Origin of the sequence: Alteromonas sp. OM2203 (genome assembly GCF_048517045.1) — a bacterium.
Lineage (GTDB): Bacteria > Pseudomonadota > Gammaproteobacteria > Enterobacterales > Alteromonadaceae > Alteromonas > Alteromonas gracilis.
Genome location: NZ_CP183209.1, coordinates 1,116,760 through 1,136,243 on the forward strand (window position 1 = coordinate 1,116,760; position 19,484 = coordinate 1,136,243).

The 19,484-nt window shown below is 44.6% G+C and carries 20 protein-coding genes; 14 read left to right on the top strand and 6 right to left on the bottom strand.

Annotated elements, in window-relative coordinates; all coding sequences use genetic code 11:
* Window positions 1-41 precede the first annotated feature (41 nt).
* The 3 genes from ACM0P2_RS04950 to ACM0P2_RS04960 are packed head-to-tail and all read left to right on the top strand — an operon-like array spanning window position 42 to window position 4,101.
* Complete coding sequence (locus tag ACM0P2_RS04950) at window positions 42-2,141, top strand: type I secretion system permease/ATPase (RefSeq protein WP_159119487.1); 2,100 nt, start codon at window positions 42-44, stop codon at window positions 2,139-2,141.
* Window positions 2,138-3,505, top strand: a complete 1,368-nt coding sequence (locus ACM0P2_RS04955) for an HlyD family type I secretion periplasmic adaptor subunit (protein WP_159119389.1) — start codon at window positions 2,138-2,140, stop codon at window positions 3,503-3,505. The genes ACM0P2_RS04950 and ACM0P2_RS04955 overlap by 4 nt, the downstream gene beginning before the upstream one ends.
* Complete coding sequence (locus ACM0P2_RS04960; protein ID WP_419227380.1) at window positions 3,505-4,101, top strand: response regulator transcription factor; 597 nt, start codon at window positions 3,505-3,507, stop codon at window positions 4,099-4,101. Before ACM0P2_RS04955 ends, ACM0P2_RS04960 begins: the two co-directional genes overlap by 1 nt.
* On the opposite strand, the gene ACM0P2_RS04965 is transcribed toward ACM0P2_RS04960, so the two are convergent.
* The 3 genes from ACM0P2_RS04965 to ACM0P2_RS04975 all read right to left on the bottom strand — a co-directional run bounded on the left by ACM0P2_RS04965 (window position 4,076) and on the right by ACM0P2_RS04975 (window position 8,028).
* Window positions 4,076-6,010 carry a LapD/MoxY N-terminal periplasmic domain-containing protein gene (locus tag ACM0P2_RS04965; RefSeq protein ID WP_419227381.1) on the bottom strand — a complete coding sequence of 645 codons (1,935 nt, stop codon included), beginning with the start codon at window positions 6,008-6,010 and terminating at the stop codon, window positions 4,076-4,078. The genes ACM0P2_RS04960 and ACM0P2_RS04965 overlap by 26 nt on opposite strands.
* Before the next feature lie 6 nt (window positions 6,011-6,016).
* On the bottom strand, window positions 6,017-6,697 hold the full coding sequence (locus ACM0P2_RS04970; protein ID WP_419227382.1) for a transglutaminase-like cysteine peptidase: 681 nt from the start codon (window positions 6,695-6,697) through the stop codon (window positions 6,017-6,019).
* A 149-nt stretch (window positions 6,698-6,846) separates the two neighbouring features.
* Complete coding sequence (locus ACM0P2_RS04975; RefSeq protein WP_419227383.1) at window positions 6,847-8,028, bottom strand: flagellar assembly protein T N-terminal domain-containing protein; 1,182 nt, start codon at window positions 8,026-8,028, stop codon at window positions 6,847-6,849.
* A 380-nt stretch (window positions 8,029-8,408) separates the two neighbouring features.
* Between ACM0P2_RS04975 and ACM0P2_RS04980 the strand changes: the two genes are divergently transcribed.
* The gene (locus ACM0P2_RS04980) at window positions 8,409-8,894 is read left to right on the top strand and encodes an LPP20 family lipoprotein (RefSeq protein ID WP_419227384.1); all 486 of its coding nucleotides are present in this window, start codon (window positions 8,409-8,411) and stop codon (window positions 8,892-8,894) included.
* Window positions 8,895-9,011: 117 nt separating this feature from the next.
* Here the strand turns inward: ACM0P2_RS04980 and flgN are convergent, their stop codons facing one another.
* The 3 genes from flgN to flgA all read right to left on the bottom strand — a co-directional run bounded on the left by flgN (window position 9,012) and on the right by flgA (window position 10,624).
* The gene (gene flgN / locus ACM0P2_RS04985) at window positions 9,012-9,443 is read right to left on the bottom strand and encodes a flagellar export chaperone FlgN (RefSeq protein WP_105930256.1); all 432 of its coding nucleotides are present in this window, start codon (window positions 9,441-9,443) and stop codon (window positions 9,012-9,014) included.
* A gap of 29 nt (window positions 9,444-9,472) precedes the next feature.
* Window positions 9,473-9,802: a flagellar biosynthesis anti-sigma factor FlgM gene (flgM, locus tag ACM0P2_RS04990; RefSeq protein ID WP_105930255.1), complete on the bottom strand. Its 330-nt coding sequence runs from the start codon at window positions 9,800-9,802 to the stop codon at window positions 9,473-9,475.
* Window positions 9,803-9,904: 102 nt separating this feature from the next.
* A complete protein-coding gene (gene flgA / locus ACM0P2_RS04995; protein ID WP_236547140.1) occupies window positions 9,905-10,624 on the bottom strand; it encodes a flagellar basal body P-ring formation chaperone FlgA in 720 nt (239 codons plus the stop codon).
* 270 nt (window positions 10,625-10,894) lie between these two features.
* On the opposite strand from flgA, the gene ACM0P2_RS05000 reads away from it, so the two are divergent.
* The 10 genes from ACM0P2_RS05000 to ACM0P2_RS05045 all read left to right on the top strand — a co-directional run bounded on the left by ACM0P2_RS05000 (window position 10,895) and on the right by ACM0P2_RS05045 (window position 19,476).
* The gene (locus ACM0P2_RS05000; protein WP_159119395.1) at window positions 10,895-11,824 is read left to right on the top strand and encodes a chemotaxis protein CheV; all 930 of its coding nucleotides are present in this window, start codon (window positions 10,895-10,897) and stop codon (window positions 11,822-11,824) included.
* Between the two features lie 15 nt (window positions 11,825-11,839).
* Window positions 11,840-12,670 carry a CheR family methyltransferase gene (locus ACM0P2_RS05005; RefSeq protein ID WP_159119396.1) on the top strand — a complete coding sequence of 277 codons (831 nt, stop codon included), beginning with the start codon at window positions 11,840-11,842 and terminating at the stop codon, window positions 12,668-12,670.
* A 197-nt stretch (window positions 12,671-12,867) separates the two neighbouring features.
* Window positions 12,868-13,302 (top strand): flagellar basal body rod protein FlgB, encoded by a 435-nt coding sequence (gene flgB, locus ACM0P2_RS05010; protein WP_159119397.1) that lies wholly within the window; start codon window positions 12,868-12,870, stop codon window positions 13,300-13,302.
* Between the two features lie 2 nt (window positions 13,303-13,304).
* Window positions 13,305-13,727, top strand: coding sequence for a flagellar basal body rod protein FlgC (gene flgC / locus ACM0P2_RS05015; RefSeq protein ID WP_105930251.1), 423 nt, complete (start codon window positions 13,305-13,307; stop codon window positions 13,725-13,727).
* 31 nt (window positions 13,728-13,758) lie between these two features.
* The gene (locus ACM0P2_RS05020) at window positions 13,759-14,445 is read left to right on the top strand and encodes a flagellar hook assembly protein FlgD (protein WP_159119398.1); all 687 of its coding nucleotides are present in this window, start codon (window positions 13,759-13,761) and stop codon (window positions 14,443-14,445) included.
* A gap of 14 nt (window positions 14,446-14,459) precedes the next feature.
* On the top strand, window positions 14,460-15,845 hold the full coding sequence (gene flgE / locus ACM0P2_RS05025; RefSeq protein WP_159119399.1) for a flagellar hook protein FlgE: 1,386 nt from the start codon (window positions 14,460-14,462) through the stop codon (window positions 15,843-15,845).
* A gap of 226 nt (window positions 15,846-16,071) precedes the next feature.
* The gene (locus tag ACM0P2_RS05030) at window positions 16,072-16,815 is read left to right on the top strand and encodes a flagellar basal body rod protein FlgF (RefSeq protein WP_159119400.1); all 744 of its coding nucleotides are present in this window, start codon (window positions 16,072-16,074) and stop codon (window positions 16,813-16,815) included.
* Between the two features lie 46 nt (window positions 16,816-16,861).
* Window positions 16,862-17,650 carry a flagellar basal-body rod protein FlgG gene (gene flgG, locus ACM0P2_RS05035; RefSeq protein WP_105930247.1) on the top strand — a complete coding sequence of 263 codons (789 nt, stop codon included), beginning with the start codon at window positions 16,862-16,864 and terminating at the stop codon, window positions 17,648-17,650.
* An 11-nt stretch (window positions 17,651-17,661) separates the two neighbouring features.
* On the top strand, window positions 17,662-18,342 hold the full coding sequence (gene flgH / locus ACM0P2_RS05040; protein WP_159119489.1) for a flagellar basal body L-ring protein FlgH: 681 nt from the start codon (window positions 17,662-17,664) through the stop codon (window positions 18,340-18,342).
* 21 nt (window positions 18,343-18,363) lie between these two features.
* Window positions 18,364-19,476, top strand: coding sequence for a flagellar basal body P-ring protein FlgI (locus ACM0P2_RS05045; RefSeq protein ID WP_105930246.1), 1,113 nt, complete (start codon window positions 18,364-18,366; stop codon window positions 19,474-19,476).
* Window positions 19,477-19,484: the final 8 nt, after the last annotated feature.

The window sequence follows — 19,484 nt, forward strand, 5'->3', positions numbered from 1 at the left end:
TAGACGACATATCCTATTTAGAACAGCAAGGAGGCGTATTGATGGATTGCTTAATGACCATCTGTCATGCGCACCATTTAAAAGTATCTCGAGTTAGCCTGCTAAGTGGTCTTCCCTTGGATAACGGCGAACTCTCGCCCACAGGGTTTGACCGTGCGGCAAAGCGAGCGGGGCTCGCCAGCAGAACAGTTAAACGGGATTTAGACCATGTCAACACTGCATTATTACCCGCAGTTTTAGTATTAAACGAAAAACAGGCCTGCGTGCTTCACGGTATTGACCATTCCCATGCAAGGGTTTCGTATCCAGAACTGGATGATGCCGTAGTCGAAATTCAAAGAGATGACTTAGCCGCCCGTTATACGGGATACATCATATTCGTCCGTCCAGAGATGCGCGCGCATGAAACCAATGCTCAGATTGATAAGTCATCGGTAGGTCATTGGTTGTGGTCATCTATAAAATCAGCAAAAGGGCTATATCGCGATGTACTGTTAGCCTCTGTTTTTATCAGTCTGCTTTCCATTGCTTTGCCTCTGTTTGTGATGAACGTGTACGACAGGGTAGTTCCAAATGCGGCACTTGAAACCTTATGGGCGCTGGCCATCGGCGTGCTTTTAGTTCTCGCCGCAGATTTTTTACTGCGCATGCTAAGACAGTATTTTGTTGAGCTGGCAGCGAGCCGACTGGATGTCACCTTATCTGCAAAAATTATGGAAAAAGTCCTGTCTATTAATTTGGCAAACAAACCTGCTAAAAGCGGTTCGTTTATAAACAGCTTGCAGTCGTTTGAAAGCATTCGGCAGTTTTTTGGCTCTGTAACTCTGGTGGCATTGGTTGATTTGCCCTTCGGGCTCTTGTTTGTGGCTATTATTGCCATGATTGATATTTATCTCATCATTCCTATTCTTATTGGCGCCACCGCGCTCTTCCTTTACGCCATGAAAGCACAGCGCGTAATGCGGTCTCTGTCAGAAGAATCAATGGAAATCAGTTCTCGTAAAAGTTCTCTCGTTACTGAAAGCGTCACTTCTTTAGAAGACATAAAAGCATTTGGTTACCAGAGCCGAAACCAAAGTGCGTGGGAAAAACAAACAATCTTTCTTGCCAAAGTTAATGCAAAGCTGCGTCTGGTTTCAATGTCGGTTAACAACGCAGCACTTTGGGTTCAGCAGTCAGTTGGCGTCGTCATCATCCTAACGGGCGTTTACCTCATTATAGAGGGTGTGATCACTCAAGGTGGATTAATTGCCGCCTATCTTTTATCAAGCCGCGCCATGGGGCCGGTCTCTCAAGCTGCGGCTCTATTGGCACAATATCATCACGCAGAGACGGCAAAAAATGCCCTCGACGACATTATGTCGTTGCCGAGTGAGACAGGCAGTAACAAGCAAATAAAAAGTAATGTTGTGCTTAAAGGGAATATAGATGCTTGTCAGCTATGCTTTAAATACCCAGACGAAACAGTATTGGCGCTTAAAGACGTTAATTTCTCGATAAAACAAGGTGAACACGTAGCTATTTTGGGGAAAAACGGATGCGGAAAATCAACGCTGAATAAATTGCTTATGGCTTTTTACCGCCCTGAATCGGGTCAGTTACTTATGGACGGTATCGACCTGCAGCAATACGACCCAACACTACTTCGTAAACAAATAGGCTATGTGCCGCAAGACGTCAGCCTTTTCTACGGTTCATTGAAAGACAATATTATGTCTCAAGATTTAGGTATCGATGAAAGTGACTTTTGGGAGGTACTGACCCAGTGTGGTTTGGCCAAGCTTGTTAACGGTAATGCCAATGGGGTAGATCAAAATGTAGGTGAGCGAGGTAGCTTACTTTCTGGTGGCCAGCGACAAGCAGTAGCGATGGCCAGAGCCATAGTGCGAGACCCTGCAATATATATCATGGATGAACCTACCTCAGCCATGGACTCAACTAACGAAGCGCAAATGAAGGAAACCATAAAAGCTGCCACAGCAGGCAAAACACTGATCATCAATACCCATCGAACAACCTTGCTCGACCTTGTTGAGCGTGTGATTGTTGTCGAGAACGGAAAAGTCATCGCTGACGGTAAAAAGGAAGACGTACTTGTTCAATTTAAACAGCCAAGTCAAAAGCTTAAGAGGGCGCCATGATTTCTAATAGTGGTGGTGAGAAAAAAGACTGGTTGCAGCGATTAATGCGAGGTTGGCTAGCGCCGCCTCCAGGTCAGGATTGGGTATTGGAAGCCGAGTGGTCACGGATAATGCAAACCCCTGTGAAAGCCCGTGGTCTCTTGTATCTGGTGACGCTAGTTTTGTTACTCTTGGTGATATGGTCGTATTTTGCAGAGATTGATGAAGTGGCAAAAGGCGATGGGAAAGTTATACCGTCGCAGCAACTACAGGTTCTCCAATCCTACGACGGAGGAATTGTACAGGATATATTAGTACGAGAAGGGCAAACGGTTGAAGCTGGGCAAGTGTTATTAAAGGTTGATCCTACCCGCTTTTTGTCAAGCCTTGAAGAAAACACAACCCAGTTTGCGGCGCTGGCGGCGAAAGTGCAGCGCTTATCTGCGCTTACCCAAGGTGACGTATTGCGGTTTAATCGAGAGCTTCGCGAACGGGCACCAACTGTCGTTGATAACGAACGCAAGCTCTACAATTCCAACTTGGCTGAGCTTGATGAAGTCGCAGCAGGATCGGATTCTCGTATTATGCAACGCCGTCAAGACGTGGAAGAAGAGCGAGCGAATCTTTCCCAGTATCAAAACGTTTTGTTCCTCTCAAAGAAAGAGCTCTCTGTGACCAAGCCATTACTTGCATCAGGCGCTGTTTCGGAAATTGAAATTCTTCGTTTAGAGCGTCAAATAGTAGAGCTAGAGGGAAACATCGCCAAGTCCAAGGTAGCGATTGAGCGTGGACTAAACGCCATCGAAGAGGAAATTATTAAGAAGGAAGAAGCACGCCTTAAACTCGTTAACCGATGGAATCAAGAATTGACCGAAGCCACCGCTGAAATGGCGACGTTGCAGCAGTCTCAAACCAGTTTGGAAGATGTCGTGTCGCAAGCGGCGCTAAAATCACCGATTAATGGCACGGTACAGCGGTTGCTAATCAATACCATTGGGGGCGTTATCACCCCCGGTAGCGCTGTTGTAGAACTCGTCCCTCAAGATGACCAACTTATTGTTGAGGCAAAAGTCTCGCCTAAAGACATTGCGTTTATTCGAGAAGGGCAGCAGGCTATCTTAAAGTTCAGTGCTTATGACTTTACTATTTATGGTGGTATGTCTGCTGAAGTTCAACACATCAGTGCCGATGCTATCACTAACGAAAAAGACGAAACTTATTACCTAGTAAGACTTGAGACGAAGAAAAGCATTGCGAATGAGGCGTTAGAAATACTGCCTGGAATGATTGTACAGGTAGACATACTGACGGGTAAGAAAACGGTGCTTAATTATATTTTATCCCCCCTTTTCAATGTGACAGCTTCTGCACTGCGAGAGCGTTAATGAGAAATTTCATTGCAGAAAAAGACTTGCAAGGGGCGCTAGCACGGTATTCGTGGACTAGTTACAGTCGAGTTGAACAGCTAAATTGTGATAAAAGTGATTGTATCTGGATATTGGCGAGTAATGATAATTGGCGTCAGCGGCTCATTGGCGCTAAGCAGAAAGTCGACAATATCGCCTTACTCACTTACAAGTATGATCGGGTAGAAATGCAAACGGCACTAATGATGGGCGCTAGAGCATATTGTCATGCGCTAGCGACGCAATCTTTACTGGCCTCGGTGACACGTGTTCTTGAAGCGGGGGGCATATGGTTACCAAGTGAGCTGCTCGCTGTGTCTATATCAAATGTAGCCGCTAATAGACAAACGGGGCGTGTTATCCCCTCGCTACAAGGGCTAACCAACAGAGAAAAAGATGTGTTAAATGGTATATTAGAGGGCTTGAGTAACAAAGAGATAGCGAGAGCGCATGGAATTACCGAGCGCACCGTTAAGGAATATGTTGGTACGCTACTACACAAATTTGAGGCAAAAGATCGAATCGGTCTATTACTCAAACTCGGCGAGTTTAGTCATCTAAAATATGCTCTATGACCTCAATGTGAGATACCACTCCATCAATACCTAGTTCTATAAATAAAGCTTTATGGTCTGGGCGTTTAACGCCATCTGCGTACACGCTGATGCCAAAAGTATGAGCTAATGAACAAAAACCTCTGATAAACGCGTGGTTGGCTGGGTTAAATTCGATGTCAGTCATAAAGGCAGAATCAATTTTCACATAATCTAAACCTAGCTCTTGCACGTTCAATAATTGTGAGAAAGACTCGCCTACACGCTTAAGGCCAACCTGGCATTCTCTGGCTTTAAGAGCGTTACAAAACGCTTTAAATTCATTTGGGAAACGGTTAGCGGTAGATTCTCGTACTTCGAAGCACAGTTGCGTTGCCACCTTTTTATCCGCGTCTAATCGAGCGTAAAGTTGCGATAAAAGTGCAGAGTCAACTAATAACTGCTCAGAGCAAAGAAACGCATACTTGGATATCGCTTCGGAATATTTAATGGTATCCATTAGGTGAGTGATAGTCGTCAACTCTAATTGAGGTAATAGCCCTAGATAACGTGCCCAATGAGCATAATAGCCATTTTTTCGCAGCTCACCGTCTACATTTACGCCTGCCCAGCATTGGTAATGAACAAGATGTCGGTTCACATCAAGAACAGGGTAGTTAAAAGTTTCAACATCCTGGTTTTCAATAGCGTGTTTTAGATCATGTTCCCATCTTTTCTCTTCGACTAAACTATTATCTGTATTAAGTATGGCTTCTATAAAAGGCTCAGTCCTATTCGTTGTCTCTGCTTCGTCGAGCATTGCGTCTGCTCTCATTAATGCGTCAGAAAAACTATCATCAGAGCGCAGTTTTGTTACTGATTGAAAGACTTTTGGGTCTCCTTCATAACAAAATGCACTTAAGCAAGCACCATGAAGAGCATTAGATATCTCGGCAGTATTGTGAGCTTCAGTGAGAAGGATGGCAAACTCGTTCTTTTGCATCCTTGCTACTCGGCTATCGCTGAAAAGATGATGATGAAGTGTGAGGCTATCATTGATTTCTGCTATGAAATCGCGAATTCTCTTTTTGCGAATATTAGCTGGAGAGCGAAGGAAGCCATTTCCTTCGGTGAACCTCATGAAGAACAAGCAGTTAACGCCCTCAGAATCACGAAAGGCGAGTTGACCTTTTAGTATGGAAATAAAATAGTCTCTGTTTGCTAAGCCCGATTCATCGTCAAACTGAGTGCGATAGCGCAGAATATCAAGCCGCGTATTTTCTTCCTCCATGATTTTCTTGGAATTTGCTGCTAAGAAATTCATTGCGCGAACTACCCGCTTTAGCTCGAGTGTTCGCGGTTCAGGTAGTTGGATAAAGCGCATTTTCTGGAATGATTCAGCTTGAGCAACCACGCCGTTGAGTGGGCGTATAATAAAACGGAGTGCCCATCCTCCGATAATACCGGTAATAAGTCCCAGAAGGGACAGTCCGATAATAAGTCGTTGAGTGGCGCGCCACATTGAAGCGACAGCAAAGCTCGTGTCCGTCTCAACGTAAACCGTGCCATATTGTCCCCAGCCTTCGCTTACTTGCGCAATACCCAGTTTTACATCAGGTGCAAAATTCTTTGCGAACCATGCAGGCGTATCTGCATTTATTTGTTCTTTATTACGATGAGCTGACACTATTTCGCCATCCGCCTTTTGCAGAACTATCGAAGCATAGTGGCCAATATCAAATTGAGACATGATGAAAAGATCTAGAGAAACGGAGTCCTTATCAAGGCCGCTCAAAGTAAGTGCAAGCATGCTGGCATTATCCACGTTTTTTGAATAAAGCTGCTCTTCTACGTATTGCTTCGTGGTGAAAGCATGAATAGACACGCTACCCGCAATTGCAACAAGGACAACGACTAAAATCGCTAGCCATAATTCTCTTGTTATTGACATAAATATTTATGACCTTCTGCTAATCCCTTCTTTCTTCATACGCTCAATAACATCTCGCCACCGTGACAGTCTGCTTGTTGACGATGAAACTTGCGTTTTTTGACCGGGTTGCCAAATACCTGAGTCATTGAAACTAAATACAGGTATGAGGTCAGTTCGTTGAGAGCCGGGTAAAACGTTCGACACTAAACTATCTAGCACTAGAGGATCTGATGAAGGGGAGTCATAGTATCCTAAAACCATGTGCGCTTGCGTTACTCGGCTTCTACCGATTTTTGCCTTAACGTAAATTAACCGAAGTTTAGCACTATCAACACCTAAGTGTAGCAGAGCTATATACTTTGCAATGGCGTAATCCTCGCAATCGCCGCGCGAATGACCAAAAAGTTCAGATGGCGTAGCCCAATAGTCCTTTTCATTAAATACGACATCGTCGGTTGCATACTGGATATGTTCATCAAAAAAAGCATTTACGCCGATGAGCTGCTCATTAGTACTTTTATTTTCAAGACTGCTTAGGGTGCGAGCTAGCGCCTCCACATGACGGGCTTTATCAGCACCAAATTTTTCGGTTACTTGCCTTTCAAGTTGAGAGAACTCAATAGTGTAATGCCGCTCGATTTGCTGAGCGGCCTGCAATAATGCGATAAGTGCTAAACAACTCGATGCGAGTAGATGAAAGGTCATAGATTAACAAAGTAGGTTATACGAAAGTCTAAAACAAGGTATCTCTCTTACCTTGAAGGATAAGTATGTAAAATAATACTTTGTTATAGATATAGCATGACGTTTGGCAGAAACCAAATTTCCTAATTAAGCGATTTAAAAAACTTTACCTACTTTTTAACTACAAAATCGTTATTTTGAATATTTGCCGTTATCCCTGCATCAGAGATGACTACTGATGAATTGCTAAATGCACTTTCTACGATAAATGTACCGGGGTAAAGCGAGTATTGGAGGTATTTCCTGCCGCGGTTATCTATGACTTCTTTTGCTTGGTAGAGATACATTTCATCTTTTTCAGAGATACCGTTGTCTCGGCCCAAAGAAACAGAAATACGATTGTCTACCACGTCAATTACTCTGCCTGTAATGGGCTGACAAGCGGTAGATTCTTTTATATCTTCTACCGCTTCACTTATTACACCGTCAATTGCCTGTCCATATCGCGATAGCCAAAAAGTTGATGAGAATTCATCAACATCTTCAAATCTATCAAATGTCCATTCTTCCTCTCCTTGGTAAGTTGAATTAAAAAGAAGTCCGCCATTGATTCCATCATATAATTGCAGCGACATGGAAAAAACGCGGCGAGGGACACTGTTACGCCAAGGTGAGAAGAGAGAAGTACCTTTTTCCTTACCCATGCTTAAATCGTTGATTACACCAATGATGACAAACTGAGTATTACCTTGCGCCGCGAGCGTGCGTATATTTTGGTCGGTATAGCGGCTGTCGAATTTAGCAGTGTGAGGAGCAATATATGAAATTTTTAAGTTTTCACTTTGGTTTTGCATAGCGTCCGCAAATCGTTGAGTAAAAGCTTTGTCGAAATGAGGAATATTCCCTTGTGTTAATTGGGCTCTATTCCTTATTCTGAAATGGGTCGTCGCAAAGTGCTTTTCGTCATGTTGAGCAGAACAGATCTTTCCCTTTGGAAAAATGTCGGCTCTTACTCTAACGGTCACCACATCACCATTAAATATTTCATCAACAAGTTCAAGGTGCTCTACTTCGCCGGTAGAGCGTATGGTCATTTCTTCGTTCTCAAGTAAACCGTTTGTTAGCTTTGCAACACTTTGTACAGACGCGCCAGCAAAGAGCATTGCTTGTTTAAGTGCTTCTTGTGTAGCTGTTCGTTTAGCAGCTGATTTGTTACCATTTACGACAACAGCCTGTCCAGTGGCTTCATACCACGCGGCATGCGCTTGCCCAATAAAAAATGCTAGAAGGCAAACTAGCGCCACAGCGATATTAAAAATTCTTGCCAGTGTTGTTTTGCTAATGTGTTGCACCGCACACCTCTATTGTAGATAAGCTCATGCGTATGATTAAACCCCTTTGTTTCGTGAGAACTATGCGAGAACAGTGCCAAGTAATAACGCCATTATTCAGTTGATCAAAATAGGCGCATATATTGCTAGTCCTTACTGTTAATAAGGCTGCTAGTTAGTTAGCCAACTATGTTGATCAAAGCTTTACGTTAGATAGGGTGAGTAGACTGCGGCAGCGAAAGCAAACGCATTGACTACATGCTCGTAAATTAACGGTTACAGATAGGTTAGGCTAAGGCCGGTCCACGTTCTTAGCACAAGGTTGCAGGGTTAGTGATTTTTGCTAGATAAAATGCGACTCATCATTAATAGATTAGCGATGCAAGTTGAGGTTTAAGCGTATGTATTTGCGTAAATTGAAAAAATCTAAAGTTATTATTCAAGCGGCTGTTCTTGGTTTAGTGCTTGGCGCTGGCGGCTGTGGCATCGTTGATAAGCATGTTGAGTGGGAAACTGTTGAGCCTGATTCTTACCCTGTTTTGAAGGCTGTTGGGTACGCGCCGATTTCCTCCCAACAAGGTGACAGTGACAGTGTGAAACTTATTATGGCCATGAAAGCGTCAAAATTAGATGCATATCGAGAGCTCACCGAGCAGGTGTATGGTCAAAAAATTGAAGGGAGTCAGTCTGTTTCTGGCCTTGTTGTAGACAGCGAAAATTTACGTTCTACTGTTGAAGGAATTATTAGAGGCGCAGAAGTTGTCAAGGCATACCCGGTAGGAGAAGACACCTATGTAACTGAACTTTCTCTCGACATGCAGCAGGTTTACAACATTTATCTGTCTACGGCTAAACCAAGAAGAGTAAAAGACGTTAAGTATTACTAGGGCGTGTATGTTAAGACGCTGTGACGAAAAGTAGAAAGTGGGGGGCGTGAAGTGCATTACCCCACTGAACAGAGATTCTCTCAACCAGCACACATATCGTAGATGAGAAAGCTATGCCTAGGCGCTGACGCCTGACCCAAGCGTACCACCCTTGGGCTTGCCTTTTTTGTCATAGGTGAGCGATTCTTTCGCGCGAACTTCCATCATCAAATTGCGTAAATGTGTGAGGCGCAGCTGTCCTTGCTCTACGGCTTTTTGATTGATTTGTGTTCGATACTTACAATCGTCGAGAAGACGGTTCGCTTGTTCCATCAACAGCTCGTCATTGTCTGACAACGACCCTTTGTCGCGAATAATATGCTCAATTTGCCCATCGAGCGTTTGTATATCAGATAGCAGCTGCGTCTTCTCATCAAGCAGGTTCATTAACGACTCTGCATCGCGAGAACTGATCAACTGAAGCTCTTTTTCAAGCAAAGTAACAAGCGTAGAGAGTTGCTCTACCTGCTTGGTAATCGCTTGTGTTGTTTGGCTGCTATGTTCTGTCACACGTCTTCTCTGTTTTTTGTCTAGCGCGATTATTTAGTACTAAAAATTTCTGATTCCAACTTAGCTATTTTATTCGCAAGTACCTCAGGGTTAACTTTGTAATCGCCGCTTTGAATTGCTTTCTTAAGGCGATCGACTTTTTCCTGATTCACAGGTGCTTCAGAACCTTTTTTCTGCACCTGACTAAGTTGCTGTGCCGATTGAGTCAAAGAAACAGAATCCTGACGTGGAGCAGGAGCGGTCTGCGCAGTTTGCGCCGAAGCTTGTTGCTGAGATTGTTGCGTCTGGTTTTGCTGCGCAACCTTCCCATTGTCAATAGGTGTTTTAGGTAACCCATTGTTTATATTGTTAATTGCCATTTTAAGTCCTCACTACCTTTTTTGCCTCAGTTTAGTTATCGGCCTTTTGGCAAATTTCTTTAGCAAAATTATGCACAAAAAAGTAGAAAATAACCGGGCCTTTTACAAGTGTATCACGACTTCTTCAGGGCTCGCGACTCTTGCAATAATCGCCCTATTGCTACTGGCATTTAAAACTTTAATGTTGTCACCTACAACGCCGTCTTGTTGGGCAATACCGGCAGTCTTAACTTCCATTCCTGCAATTTCTGCAGTAATCGTTATTCTATCGCCTTTACACACGAAGCATAGCATATTTGATTGAATAGCTTGGCCATCTGTCACTCTTCGTTTCATTCTTGCACCGATAAGTCCATCCATGTCGGTAAATGCGGTGTGGCGCAGTCGTCTTATGTCTACTTTAGCCAGCGCTAAATTTGATGATGTAAGCACCGTTCCCGGGCTTACTGCGCCTTGTGTAACTACTATTTCCTTCGTGCGAGTCACTTGACCACTAGTAAATAAGTACCAGTCGTTATTTTGGCAACTAACTCGAACTGAAATATAGGACTGGCTCAGTGCTTCTTGGGAAACATGGTATTCAAAGCCTGTTGGACAATTGGGAATATTTATCCGATCGTCTATCTTCACAACATCGACATCAATGTTAGTATCCTGCGCATTATCAGTAAGCTGAGCCAAAAGATAATGTCTGGCGCCTTGTTCTACTTTTTCGTGATTAGACAGTGCTGCTAGGCAGCTCGTTGAACATGCTCCAAGCAACACAAACGAAAGCAATCGGGTAAGCAACAGGTATATTTTTTTGTTTATTCGTTTCATCATGACTTTTCGTGTTCAGTTTATGAGTTTTTGACTATGCTTAAAAACATCAGTCCAGCGACACATTGGATTAAATCGTAAAGCGCGTATTGAAGTTCAATATGCGCTGATTCCATGGCAGGTATAACAACTCAACGAAGGTTGAGATTACTAAACACACTAAAATGACACCAAGCGTCATTTTTCTGTCGTTTGACCTGCAAAAATTTAGTGATATTGTCTATCTTTACTATCAGAGGCAATGATCATGCCCAGTATTTTTAGAGGTGACCTATGTCGGGTATTTTAGATTCAGTTAACCAACGAACTCAGCTCGTTGGACAGAATCGCTTAGAATTGCTGCTGTTCAGACTTAATGGCCGTCAACGCTTCGGCATTAACGTGTTCAAAGTACGTGAGGTGCTTCAATGCCCTCCTTTAACCGCAATTCCAAAGCTCAACCCGTTGGTTCGCGGGGTCGCGCATATCCGTGGGCAAACCATTTCGGTTATCGATTTAAGTATGGCCACTAAAGGCCGCAGAATAGAAGATATTTCTAATGCTTTTATCGTTATCGCTGAATACAACCGCTCTGTACAAGGCTTTTTGGTTGGTGCTGTTGAACGGATTATCAATACAAACTGGGATGCGATTATGCCTCCTCCACAAGGAACTGGCCGCGCCAGCTACTTAACGGCGGTGACAGAGGTAGAAAATGAACTTATTGAAATTCTCGATGTAGAGAAAATACTAAACGAGATTTCACCTCTTAACGCAGAGGTAAGTGCAGAAGTGGCCGAAGGGCTAACAACCGAAGGTCAAGAAAATAAAATAATCTTTATTGCCGATGACTCATCTGTGGCGAGAAACCAGGTTAGAAAAGCACTTACATCCCTTGGGCTTGAAATAGAGCTTGCTAAAAATGGTCTGGAAGCATTAAACAGGTTGAAAGAAATTGCAGAGGAATATGGCGACGTTACCAAACGTGTTGGTGTTTTAGTCTCAGATATTGAGATGCCGGAAATGGATGGTTATACCCTCACTGCGGAAATAAAAAATACGCCTGAATTGCAAAAGCTGCACGTTGTTCTCCACACCTCATTGAGTGGCGTGTTCAACCAAGCAATGGTTCAAAAAGTGGGCGCCGATGATTTCATCGCTAAATTTCACCCTGATGAACTGGCTACCGCGGTACAAAAATGGCTGATGACAGAGTGCGAATAACGGAGCAATATAGGATTGGCTAATAAAGACGTTTCGCCAGCAAGCTACTTGAAGTTCAGGGAGTTCTTAGAGAAGCAATGTGGGATAGTGCTTGGTGAAAATAAGCAGTACCTCGTTCGCAGCCGACTAGCTTCTTTACTTTACAAGCACAAGTATGAATCCGCTGATGAGTTGATTGACGTCGTGGTTCGCGGGTTTGACAGAGCGTTGCTTCAAAGCGTAATTGATGCGATGACCACCAATGAAACACTGTGGTTTCGCGACAACTATCCCTTTGATCTTCTTGTGAATAACTTGCTTCCCTCACTTTCATCTAAGAATCAGAGGATCCGCATTTGGAGTGCCGCGTGTTCTTCGGGACAAGAGCCGTATTCTATTGCCATGTCTGTTCTTGAATATCAACGACAGCGACCCGGCGCTCTGAGAGCTGGTGTTGAAATTGTTGCTACCGATTTATCATCGGAAATGCTGCAAAAATGCGAACTTGGACTTTATGACGAACTATCTCTTGCCAGAGGTTTATCGCCTCAGCGTAGACAAGCCTTTTTCCAACAAGGCGACAACGGCATGATGCAGGTTAAACCTGAAGTACGTCGCATGGTGACATTTAGAAGTCTTAACTTGCTTACAAGCTATGCTGCGCTGGGCCGTTTTGATATCGTTTTTTGTCGCAACGTGTTGATTTACTTCTCGGCTGACGTAAAACAGCGCATACTGCAACAAATTGCCGGGCAACTGCAGCCTGAAGGCATACTTTTCCTTGGCGCTTCCGAGTCAATTAGTGCTGCGAGCTCTACCTATAGTATGGTCAAGTGTCACCCTGGACTCTACTACCAAAAAAAATGATCTAACTTAGGGGTTTGAATATCCAAAGTTTTTTTTGGTTAGTTCGAACCCTCTTCCTCAAAATTCCCGTCAAAAAATCATTATGGCATTTGCCTTGCTAACTATTTTCACAAACGACAGTTAAACGAAAATAAGCGACGCCGTATTTTCCTTATATTGTCATCATGAAATGTTTTAAGTAAGTCAGAGGTCATTGTATGGCTATAAACCTAGATAAACTGGTTGGCTTTCACGAGTCAGCACTAAAGATACGCACAGAGCGTATGGAAGTGATTTCAGGGAATCTAGCGAATGCGAATACGCCTGGATACAAAGCGCGGGATATCGACTTTAACAAGGCGATGCAGTCTGCAATGCAAGAGGCATCAAGCCATTCATCTAGTCGTGCTTCTTCTGGCTTAGTGCGGACAAATGATCGCCACTTAAGCGGCAATCCTTCGTCTGTAGCGGCAAACTTTGACATGCAATATCGCGTGCCAACTCAGCCAGATACCGGAGACGGCAATACGGTGGAAGTGCAAGCGGAAAGAAATCGATTTTTAGACAATGGATTGCGCTACCAAGCCAGCCTCGAATTTTTAAATGGAAAAATCAAAGGCATGAAAAAAGCGCTTAGCTCAGGAGGTCAATAGTCATGAGTTTATTTAACGTAATGCAAATTTCGAGCACGGGTATGGAAGCCGAAAACGTACGCCTAAATACCACGGCCAGTAATATTGCCAACGCAAACTCGGTCAGCAGCAGCTATGACGAGACATACCGAGCACGTCATCCTGTTTTTGCTACAGCGTTACAAGATGCGATGCGCGATCAGTCAAAAGGTGCGGGTGTTCAGGTGAAAGGTATTGTTGAAAGCGATGCTCCGCTTCAAGTTGAATACGCACCCAACAACCCAATGGCAGATGAGAATGGCTACATCTATAAGCCTAACGTTAATATTGTGGAAGAGATGGCAAATATGATGTCTGCATCTAAAGCCTATGAAACAAATGTTCAGGTAGCTGATACAACAAAACGCATCTTTCGTCGCGTATTGCAGCTTGGTCAAGGGCAATAATTAGCCGCATGAATTTTGTGAGGATTAATCAGTGAATACTATAAACAACACCGGCTTAAATACTGACATGTATTGGCAGGAAGAAACCGTCAAAATTGCCGATGGCACCGAGCAACAGCTTACGCAGGAAGACTTTTTCTCGATGCTTACAGAGCAGCTTGCCAACCAGGACCCCACTGCGCCAGTAGACAATGACCAAATGGTGGCGCAAATGACATCGTTCACGATGGCTGATGGCATATCCCAACTTAATGAAAAATTCGAGTCGTTTGCTGCTTCAATGACCTCGAATCAGGCGCTCCAAGCATCTAGTCTGATAGGTCAGAACGTGCTTGTTCAAGGCAATGTTGGCTTCATGGCCTCTGAAGGAGACGGTTTGTCGGGTGTGGTTGTGAACGAAAAGACGGTTCAAAACATGACGATAAGTATCGAAAACCAATTTGGCGAAGTAATTAAAACCATTGACGCAGGTACGCAAAGTGCTGGCAACATTGAGTTTGAATGGGACGGCAAAGATAAACATGGCAATTTAATGGCTCCTGGTGAATACGTTATCAGTGCCACCGGAGAGCTAAATGGTGAAGGTGTTCAGTTAAACACTGCAGTTAATCGTCATGTTGGAAGTGTAAGTTTGGCAAATAGAGGCCAAGGGGTAATTTTAAATTTGGATGGTGATGTCAGTATCAATCTTGATGACGTCATTCAAATCGGCAGTTAGTAGGAGAATCAATAATGTCTTTTAATATTGCACTGAGTGGCGTTTCAGCCGCACAAAAAGATTTGGACGTAACAGCCAACAACATCGCAAACGTAAACACGGTTGGCTTCAAAGAGTCTCGTGCTGAATTTGGTGATGTTTATGCAGCATCTCTTCTTGCAGGCGGCAAAACAAAAGTGGGTGATGGTGTTTTAACTCAAGAGGTTGCTCAGCAGTTTTCACAAGGTAGTCTTCAGTTCACTAATACATCGCTAGATTTGGCGATAACCGGCAATGGCTTCTTTGCTACGGTGCCTGAAATTACATCGCGAGATTTCTCTTTCACGCGAGCGGGTCAGTTTAAATTAGACAGCGACAATTTCGTTGTAAATAGTAATGGTGACAACCTGCTCGGTTTTCCAGTTAACGCGGATGGTACTAGTGCCTCTGTTGCATTAAGTACGACAGAGCCAGTGCGTATTCCTGATTCTTCAGGTTCTCCGCAACAGACTGCAGAGGTAGATATTCGAATGAACCTGCCTGCTGGCGATGCAGGTTTAGATCCACAAGATTTCAATCCTGATGACCCATTGACGTACAACGCTGCTACATCAGTAACCGTATATGACTCGCTTGGTGATAGCCATGTAATGACCTATTACTTTATAAAAGATGGTGCAGCAGGTGTAGATAACGAATGGTATGTTGCCACAGCAATCGACGACACCCTTGTTGATATGACGGACTCTACTGGCGCAAATACCGATCCTGCTACAGCGGTTAATTCTGTTGGCGGTAATACGGGTAATGCAGTAACGGCATCTAAACTTATCTTCTCTCAAGGCGGTGATTTTTCAGGCATGGAGACTCCCGATGGATTGCCAACCTTAGACTTTAAAATGCAAACGGAAGCGCTGGGCGCAGGTATTCTGGCCAATGGTTCAGATCCAACGCAGCAGATTAGTATCGATTTTAACTTAGATGTTAATAATGCTACGCCAAACGAACCGACCCAGTTTGCATCAGCGTTCGAGGTCACGTCACTTGAGCAAGATGGTTTGCCAGTAGGTCGTCTTACGGGTATAGATATCGGTCCTGATGGTTTGGTCCGCGCTACGTTCTCAAACGGTACTTCTGAGCCCATCGTTCGTGTTGCGCTAGTTCGTTTCTCTAACGAACAAGGTCTGACGCAAGAGAGCAGCACTCAGTGGAAAGAGAGTATTCTATCAGGTGAAGCACTAGCGGGTGAAGCAACAACCGGAACGTTTGGTGAGATCAACTCGTCTGCTTTAGAGCAAGCAAATGTTAACCTGACTACAGAGCTAATTGATATGATCATTGCTCAACGTAACTTCCAGGCTAACTCGCGAGCCCTTGAGGTAAATAACTCATTGAACCAGACTATCCTTAACATTCGATAGTTAACGGCAAGCTTCAGAATCTGAGGCAATAAAGCGGCAATATTCAGGCGTGTAAATGCGCCTGAATATTGCCGCAAAATGACAGGTCGCAGCATCGCGGCCTTTTTATTTTTCTTTATATTTCAATTCAGTAACTTCCATCTTCTCCAATAGTGCTAAATATCAACAGATTGGCATTGCCTTTGCAAAATCTTGTTTAAGGTTTAATCAGAGTCAAAAGTCAGTCATGGACAAACTTCTCTACATTGCAGCAAGCGGCGCATCCCAAGACCTTTTAGGAACAGGGATTCGGGCCAACAACTTAGCCAATGCACAAACTACTGGTTTCAGAGCACAGTTAGAGCAGGCGCGCTCTATGCCAGCTTATGGCGAAGGCTTGCCGACCCGCGTTTTTTCTATAACAGAAAGCCCCTCAAATAATTATGAGTCGGGCCCAATGATTAAGACCGACCGCGATTTGGACGTGGCAATTCAAGGGGATGGCTGGTTTGCGGTTCAAGATGAAAACGGCCAAGAAGCTTATTCAAGAGACGGCAATTTTAAACTGGGCGACGACGGAATTTTGACAGACATTCACGATCGCGTAGTGCTTGGTGATAACGGGCCTATTTTCTTACCCGTTCCTTTAGACAACCTAAACATTGCCTCAGACGGAACGCTGTCGATGAGACAGTTAGGCGCACCAGCGAACGTTATAGAAGATGTGGGTCGCCTTAAATTAGTTAGCCCTAACTATGCAGATATGGAGCGAGGCAATGACGGCTTATTTCGCATGGAAGACGGCTCAATTGCGCCAGCTAGCGCCAACGTCAAAGTGATGTCCGGCATGCTTGAGGGCTCAAACGTGAACGCAGTTGAAGAAATGGTAGATATGATAAGTCTACAGCGTCATTACGAGCTTCAAGTAAAAGTAATGAAACAGGCTGAAGAGCTTGATACTCGCGGCAATCAATTGCTGCGAATCTTGTAATAGAATTTTTATCATCGTTGCCCCTTGAGCAACGTCGGAGGTTAACATGCATCCAGCATTGTGGATTAGTAAAACAGGCCTAGATGCCGCACAAACTGACGTGGCAGTGGTATCGAACAACCTTGCAAACGCTTCAACCGTGGGCTTTAAGAAAGATCGCGCGGTATTTGAAGATTTGCTTTATCAAAATATTAATCAACCGGGCGGGCGATCCTCTGCCGATACCGAATTACCTTCAGGCTTAATGCTAGGTTCAGGTTCTAAAGTTGTCGCTACGCAAAAAGCGCATACCCAGGGTAATCTATTAACCACTGAAAATGCCCTTGATATGTCTATTCAAGGCCGTGGTTATTTTGAAATACTCCAGCCGGACGGCACCATTGCCTATACAAGAAACGGTCAGTTCTCGTTAAATGACCAGGGGCAAATTGTGACCTCTGGCGCTGGCTTTTTACTTCAGCCTGAAGTCGCTATCCCAGAAGATGCTCAGCAAATTACGATTTCGCAAGATGGTGAAATTAGCGTAAGCATTCGAGGGCAAGCTGAACCACAGGTATTGGGACAGCTAAACATTTCAGATTTCGTTAACCCTACGGGTTTGCAGCCCACAGGACAAAACTTGTTTGTAGAGACGGCCTCTAGTGGAGCGCCGATTCAGGGCATTCCAGGTCTGCAAGGACTGGGATATATCTCTCAAGGCACGCTGGAGACCTCTAACGTAAACGTAACTGAAGAGTTGGTTAACCTAATCGAAAGTCAACGCTTGTATGAGATGAACTCAAAAGTTATCTCGTCGGTGGACCAGATGCTTGGTCAAGTTATTCAGCAACTTTAATGGGTAGTATCATGCGTATTCTAGGTTTATCTGTTGCTCTGCTCATTATTGGTGGCTGCGCCAGCACAAGTGAACCGCCTGTTCAGGCAAACGACCCGTCGTTTGCGCCAGTGATCCCAGATTACCCGCGTGAAACGGTGGTTGAAGACGGTTCGCTGTTTCGTTCACAGTTGGCAAACAATCTTTATTCGGATGTTACGGCCAGAAGAGTAGGCGATATTATTACCGTTACGTTAAGCGAGAATACGCAAGCCAGCAAATCTGCTGACACAAGCACAGCTAAAGACTCAAATGTAAACCTTAACCCTATTACCGGGCTAGCGGGTCAAGCAATCAATATCGGCGGCGAATCGATTCAGCTCGGAATAAGTTCGTCTCGCGATTTTAGCGGAGACGCAACGGCGAACCAAAGCAATAGCTTAAATGGCGCTATTTCGGTAACCGTGGTTGATGTGCTTCCCAATAGCAACTTAGTTATTCGCGGTGAAAAGTGGCTAACACTGAATCAGGGTGACGAATATATACGTTTGACCGGCATTATTCGTCCAGCCGACATCAGCCCCGAAAATGAAATTGTGTCAACCAAGGTCGCGAACGCGCGCATTCAATATTCGGGCACGGGAAGTTTTGCCCGAGCACAAGAAAAGGGATGGTTAACCAAGTTCTTTGATTCGGCTTGGTGGCCTCTTTAGGTTAAGGGTAGGAGAGTGAACATGCGTTTATTATCAGTTTTATTGGCCGTTTCCTCACTGCTTTTATCATCTCAAGTAGGGGCGCAGCGCATAAAAGACTTAGCGAGCATTCAGGGTGTGCGTAGTAACCAATTAGTAGGTTACGGCTTAGTCGTTGGATTGCCAGGAACGGGGGAGCAAAGCCCGTTTACAGAGCAAAGCTTTCGTACCATGTTGCGCAACTTCGGTATCAGTCTTGACGCTAATACCAAACCTAAAATTAGAAACGTAGCAGCGGTTGCGGTTCACGCAGAACTTCCGGCTTTTGCCAAGCCTGGGCAGACCATAGATATTACGGTTTCTTCAGTAGGTGAAGCGGCTAGTCTTCAGGGAGGAACGCTGCTACAGACGTTTCTCCGTGGCGTAGATGGTGAAGTTTATGCAGTGGCGCAAGGTAGCCTAGTTGTTAGCGGATTTGGTGCACAAGGCGGCGACGGCTCTAGGATTGTAGTCAATACCCCAACTGTAGGCAGAATACCAAACGGGGCCATGGTAGAGCGCTCAGTTCCCAGTGGTTTCGCCAATGGCGATACGCTAACCCTCAACCTTCATTATCCTGACTTTTCAACGGCAAAAGCGCTAGCCGACACCATTAATGAAAGATTGGGCGCGCAGCCTGAAAATGGCTACATCATCGCAAAACCCATCGACGCTGCATCTGTACGAGTTACAGCGCCGCGCGATGTAGGTCAGCGAGTAGGCTTCTTGGCTACACTCGAAAACTTTGAGTTCACTCCGGCAGATGCACCGGCGAGAGTTGTGATTAACAGCCGCACCGGCACAATTGTAATTGGTAGTGACGTACGTTTGTTGCCAGCCGCTATTACGCACGGCGGGCTTACGGTAACGATTTCAGAGAATCAGCAGGTTTCACAGCCTAATGCCTTTGCTGATGGGCAAACAGCCGTTACCACACAGTCCATTGTGGATGTCGATTTAGCTGATAGCCGTATGTTTAAGTTCGAGCCAGGCGTAACGCTTGACCAACTCGTGCGCGCCGTAAACGAAGTTGGTGCAGCACCTGGTGACTTAATGGCAATCCTTGAAGCATTGCGTCAGGCAGGTGCTTTACGTGGCGAACTTATCATTATTTAACGGGTGTA

Coding starts and splice junctions, on each gene's coding strand:
- ACM0P2_RS05000 (WP_159119395.1), top strand. CDS start 10,895: ATGTCGGGTATTTTAGATTCAGTTAACCAACGAACTCAGCTCGTTGGA.
- ACM0P2_RS04950 (WP_159119487.1), top strand. CDS start 42: ATGGATTGCTTAATGACCATCTGTCATGCGCACCATTTAAAAGTATCT.
- ACM0P2_RS05030 (WP_159119400.1), top strand. CDS start 16,072: ATGGACAAACTTCTCTACATTGCAGCAAGCGGCGCATCCCAAGACCTT.
- ACM0P2_RS04965 (WP_419227381.1), bottom strand. CDS start 6,010: ATGTCAATAACAAGAGAATTATGGCTAGCGATTTTAGTCGTTGTCCTT.
- flgA (WP_236547140.1), bottom strand. CDS start 10,624: ATGATGAAACGAATAAACAAAAAAATATACCTGTTGCTTACCCGATTG.
- ACM0P2_RS04970 (WP_419227382.1), bottom strand. CDS start 6,697: ATGACCTTTCATCTACTCGCATCGAGTTGTTTAGCACTTATCGCATTA.
- flgB (WP_159119397.1), top strand. CDS start 12,868: ATGGCTATAAACCTAGATAAACTGGTTGGCTTTCACGAGTCAGCACTA.
- flgC (WP_105930251.1), top strand. CDS start 13,305: ATGAGTTTATTTAACGTAATGCAAATTTCGAGCACGGGTATGGAAGCC.
- flgH (WP_159119489.1), top strand. CDS start 17,662: ATGCGTATTCTAGGTTTATCTGTTGCTCTGCTCATTATTGGTGGCTGC.
- ACM0P2_RS05045 (WP_105930246.1), top strand. CDS start 18,364: ATGCGTTTATTATCAGTTTTATTGGCCGTTTCCTCACTGCTTTTATCA.
- ACM0P2_RS04980 (WP_419227384.1), top strand. CDS start 8,409: ATGTATTTGCGTAAATTGAAAAAATCTAAAGTTATTATTCAAGCGGCT.
- flgM (WP_105930255.1), bottom strand. CDS start 9,802: ATGGCAATTAACAATATAAACAATGGGTTACCTAAAACACCTATTGAC.
- flgE (WP_159119399.1), top strand. CDS start 14,460: ATGTCTTTTAATATTGCACTGAGTGGCGTTTCAGCCGCACAAAAAGAT.
- ACM0P2_RS04960 (WP_419227380.1), top strand. CDS start 3,505: ATGAGAAATTTCATTGCAGAAAAAGACTTGCAAGGGGCGCTAGCACGG.
- ACM0P2_RS04955 (WP_159119389.1), top strand. CDS start 2,138: ATGATTTCTAATAGTGGTGGTGAGAAAAAAGACTGGTTGCAGCGATTA.
- flgG (WP_105930247.1), top strand. CDS start 16,862: ATGCATCCAGCATTGTGGATTAGTAAAACAGGCCTAGATGCCGCACAA.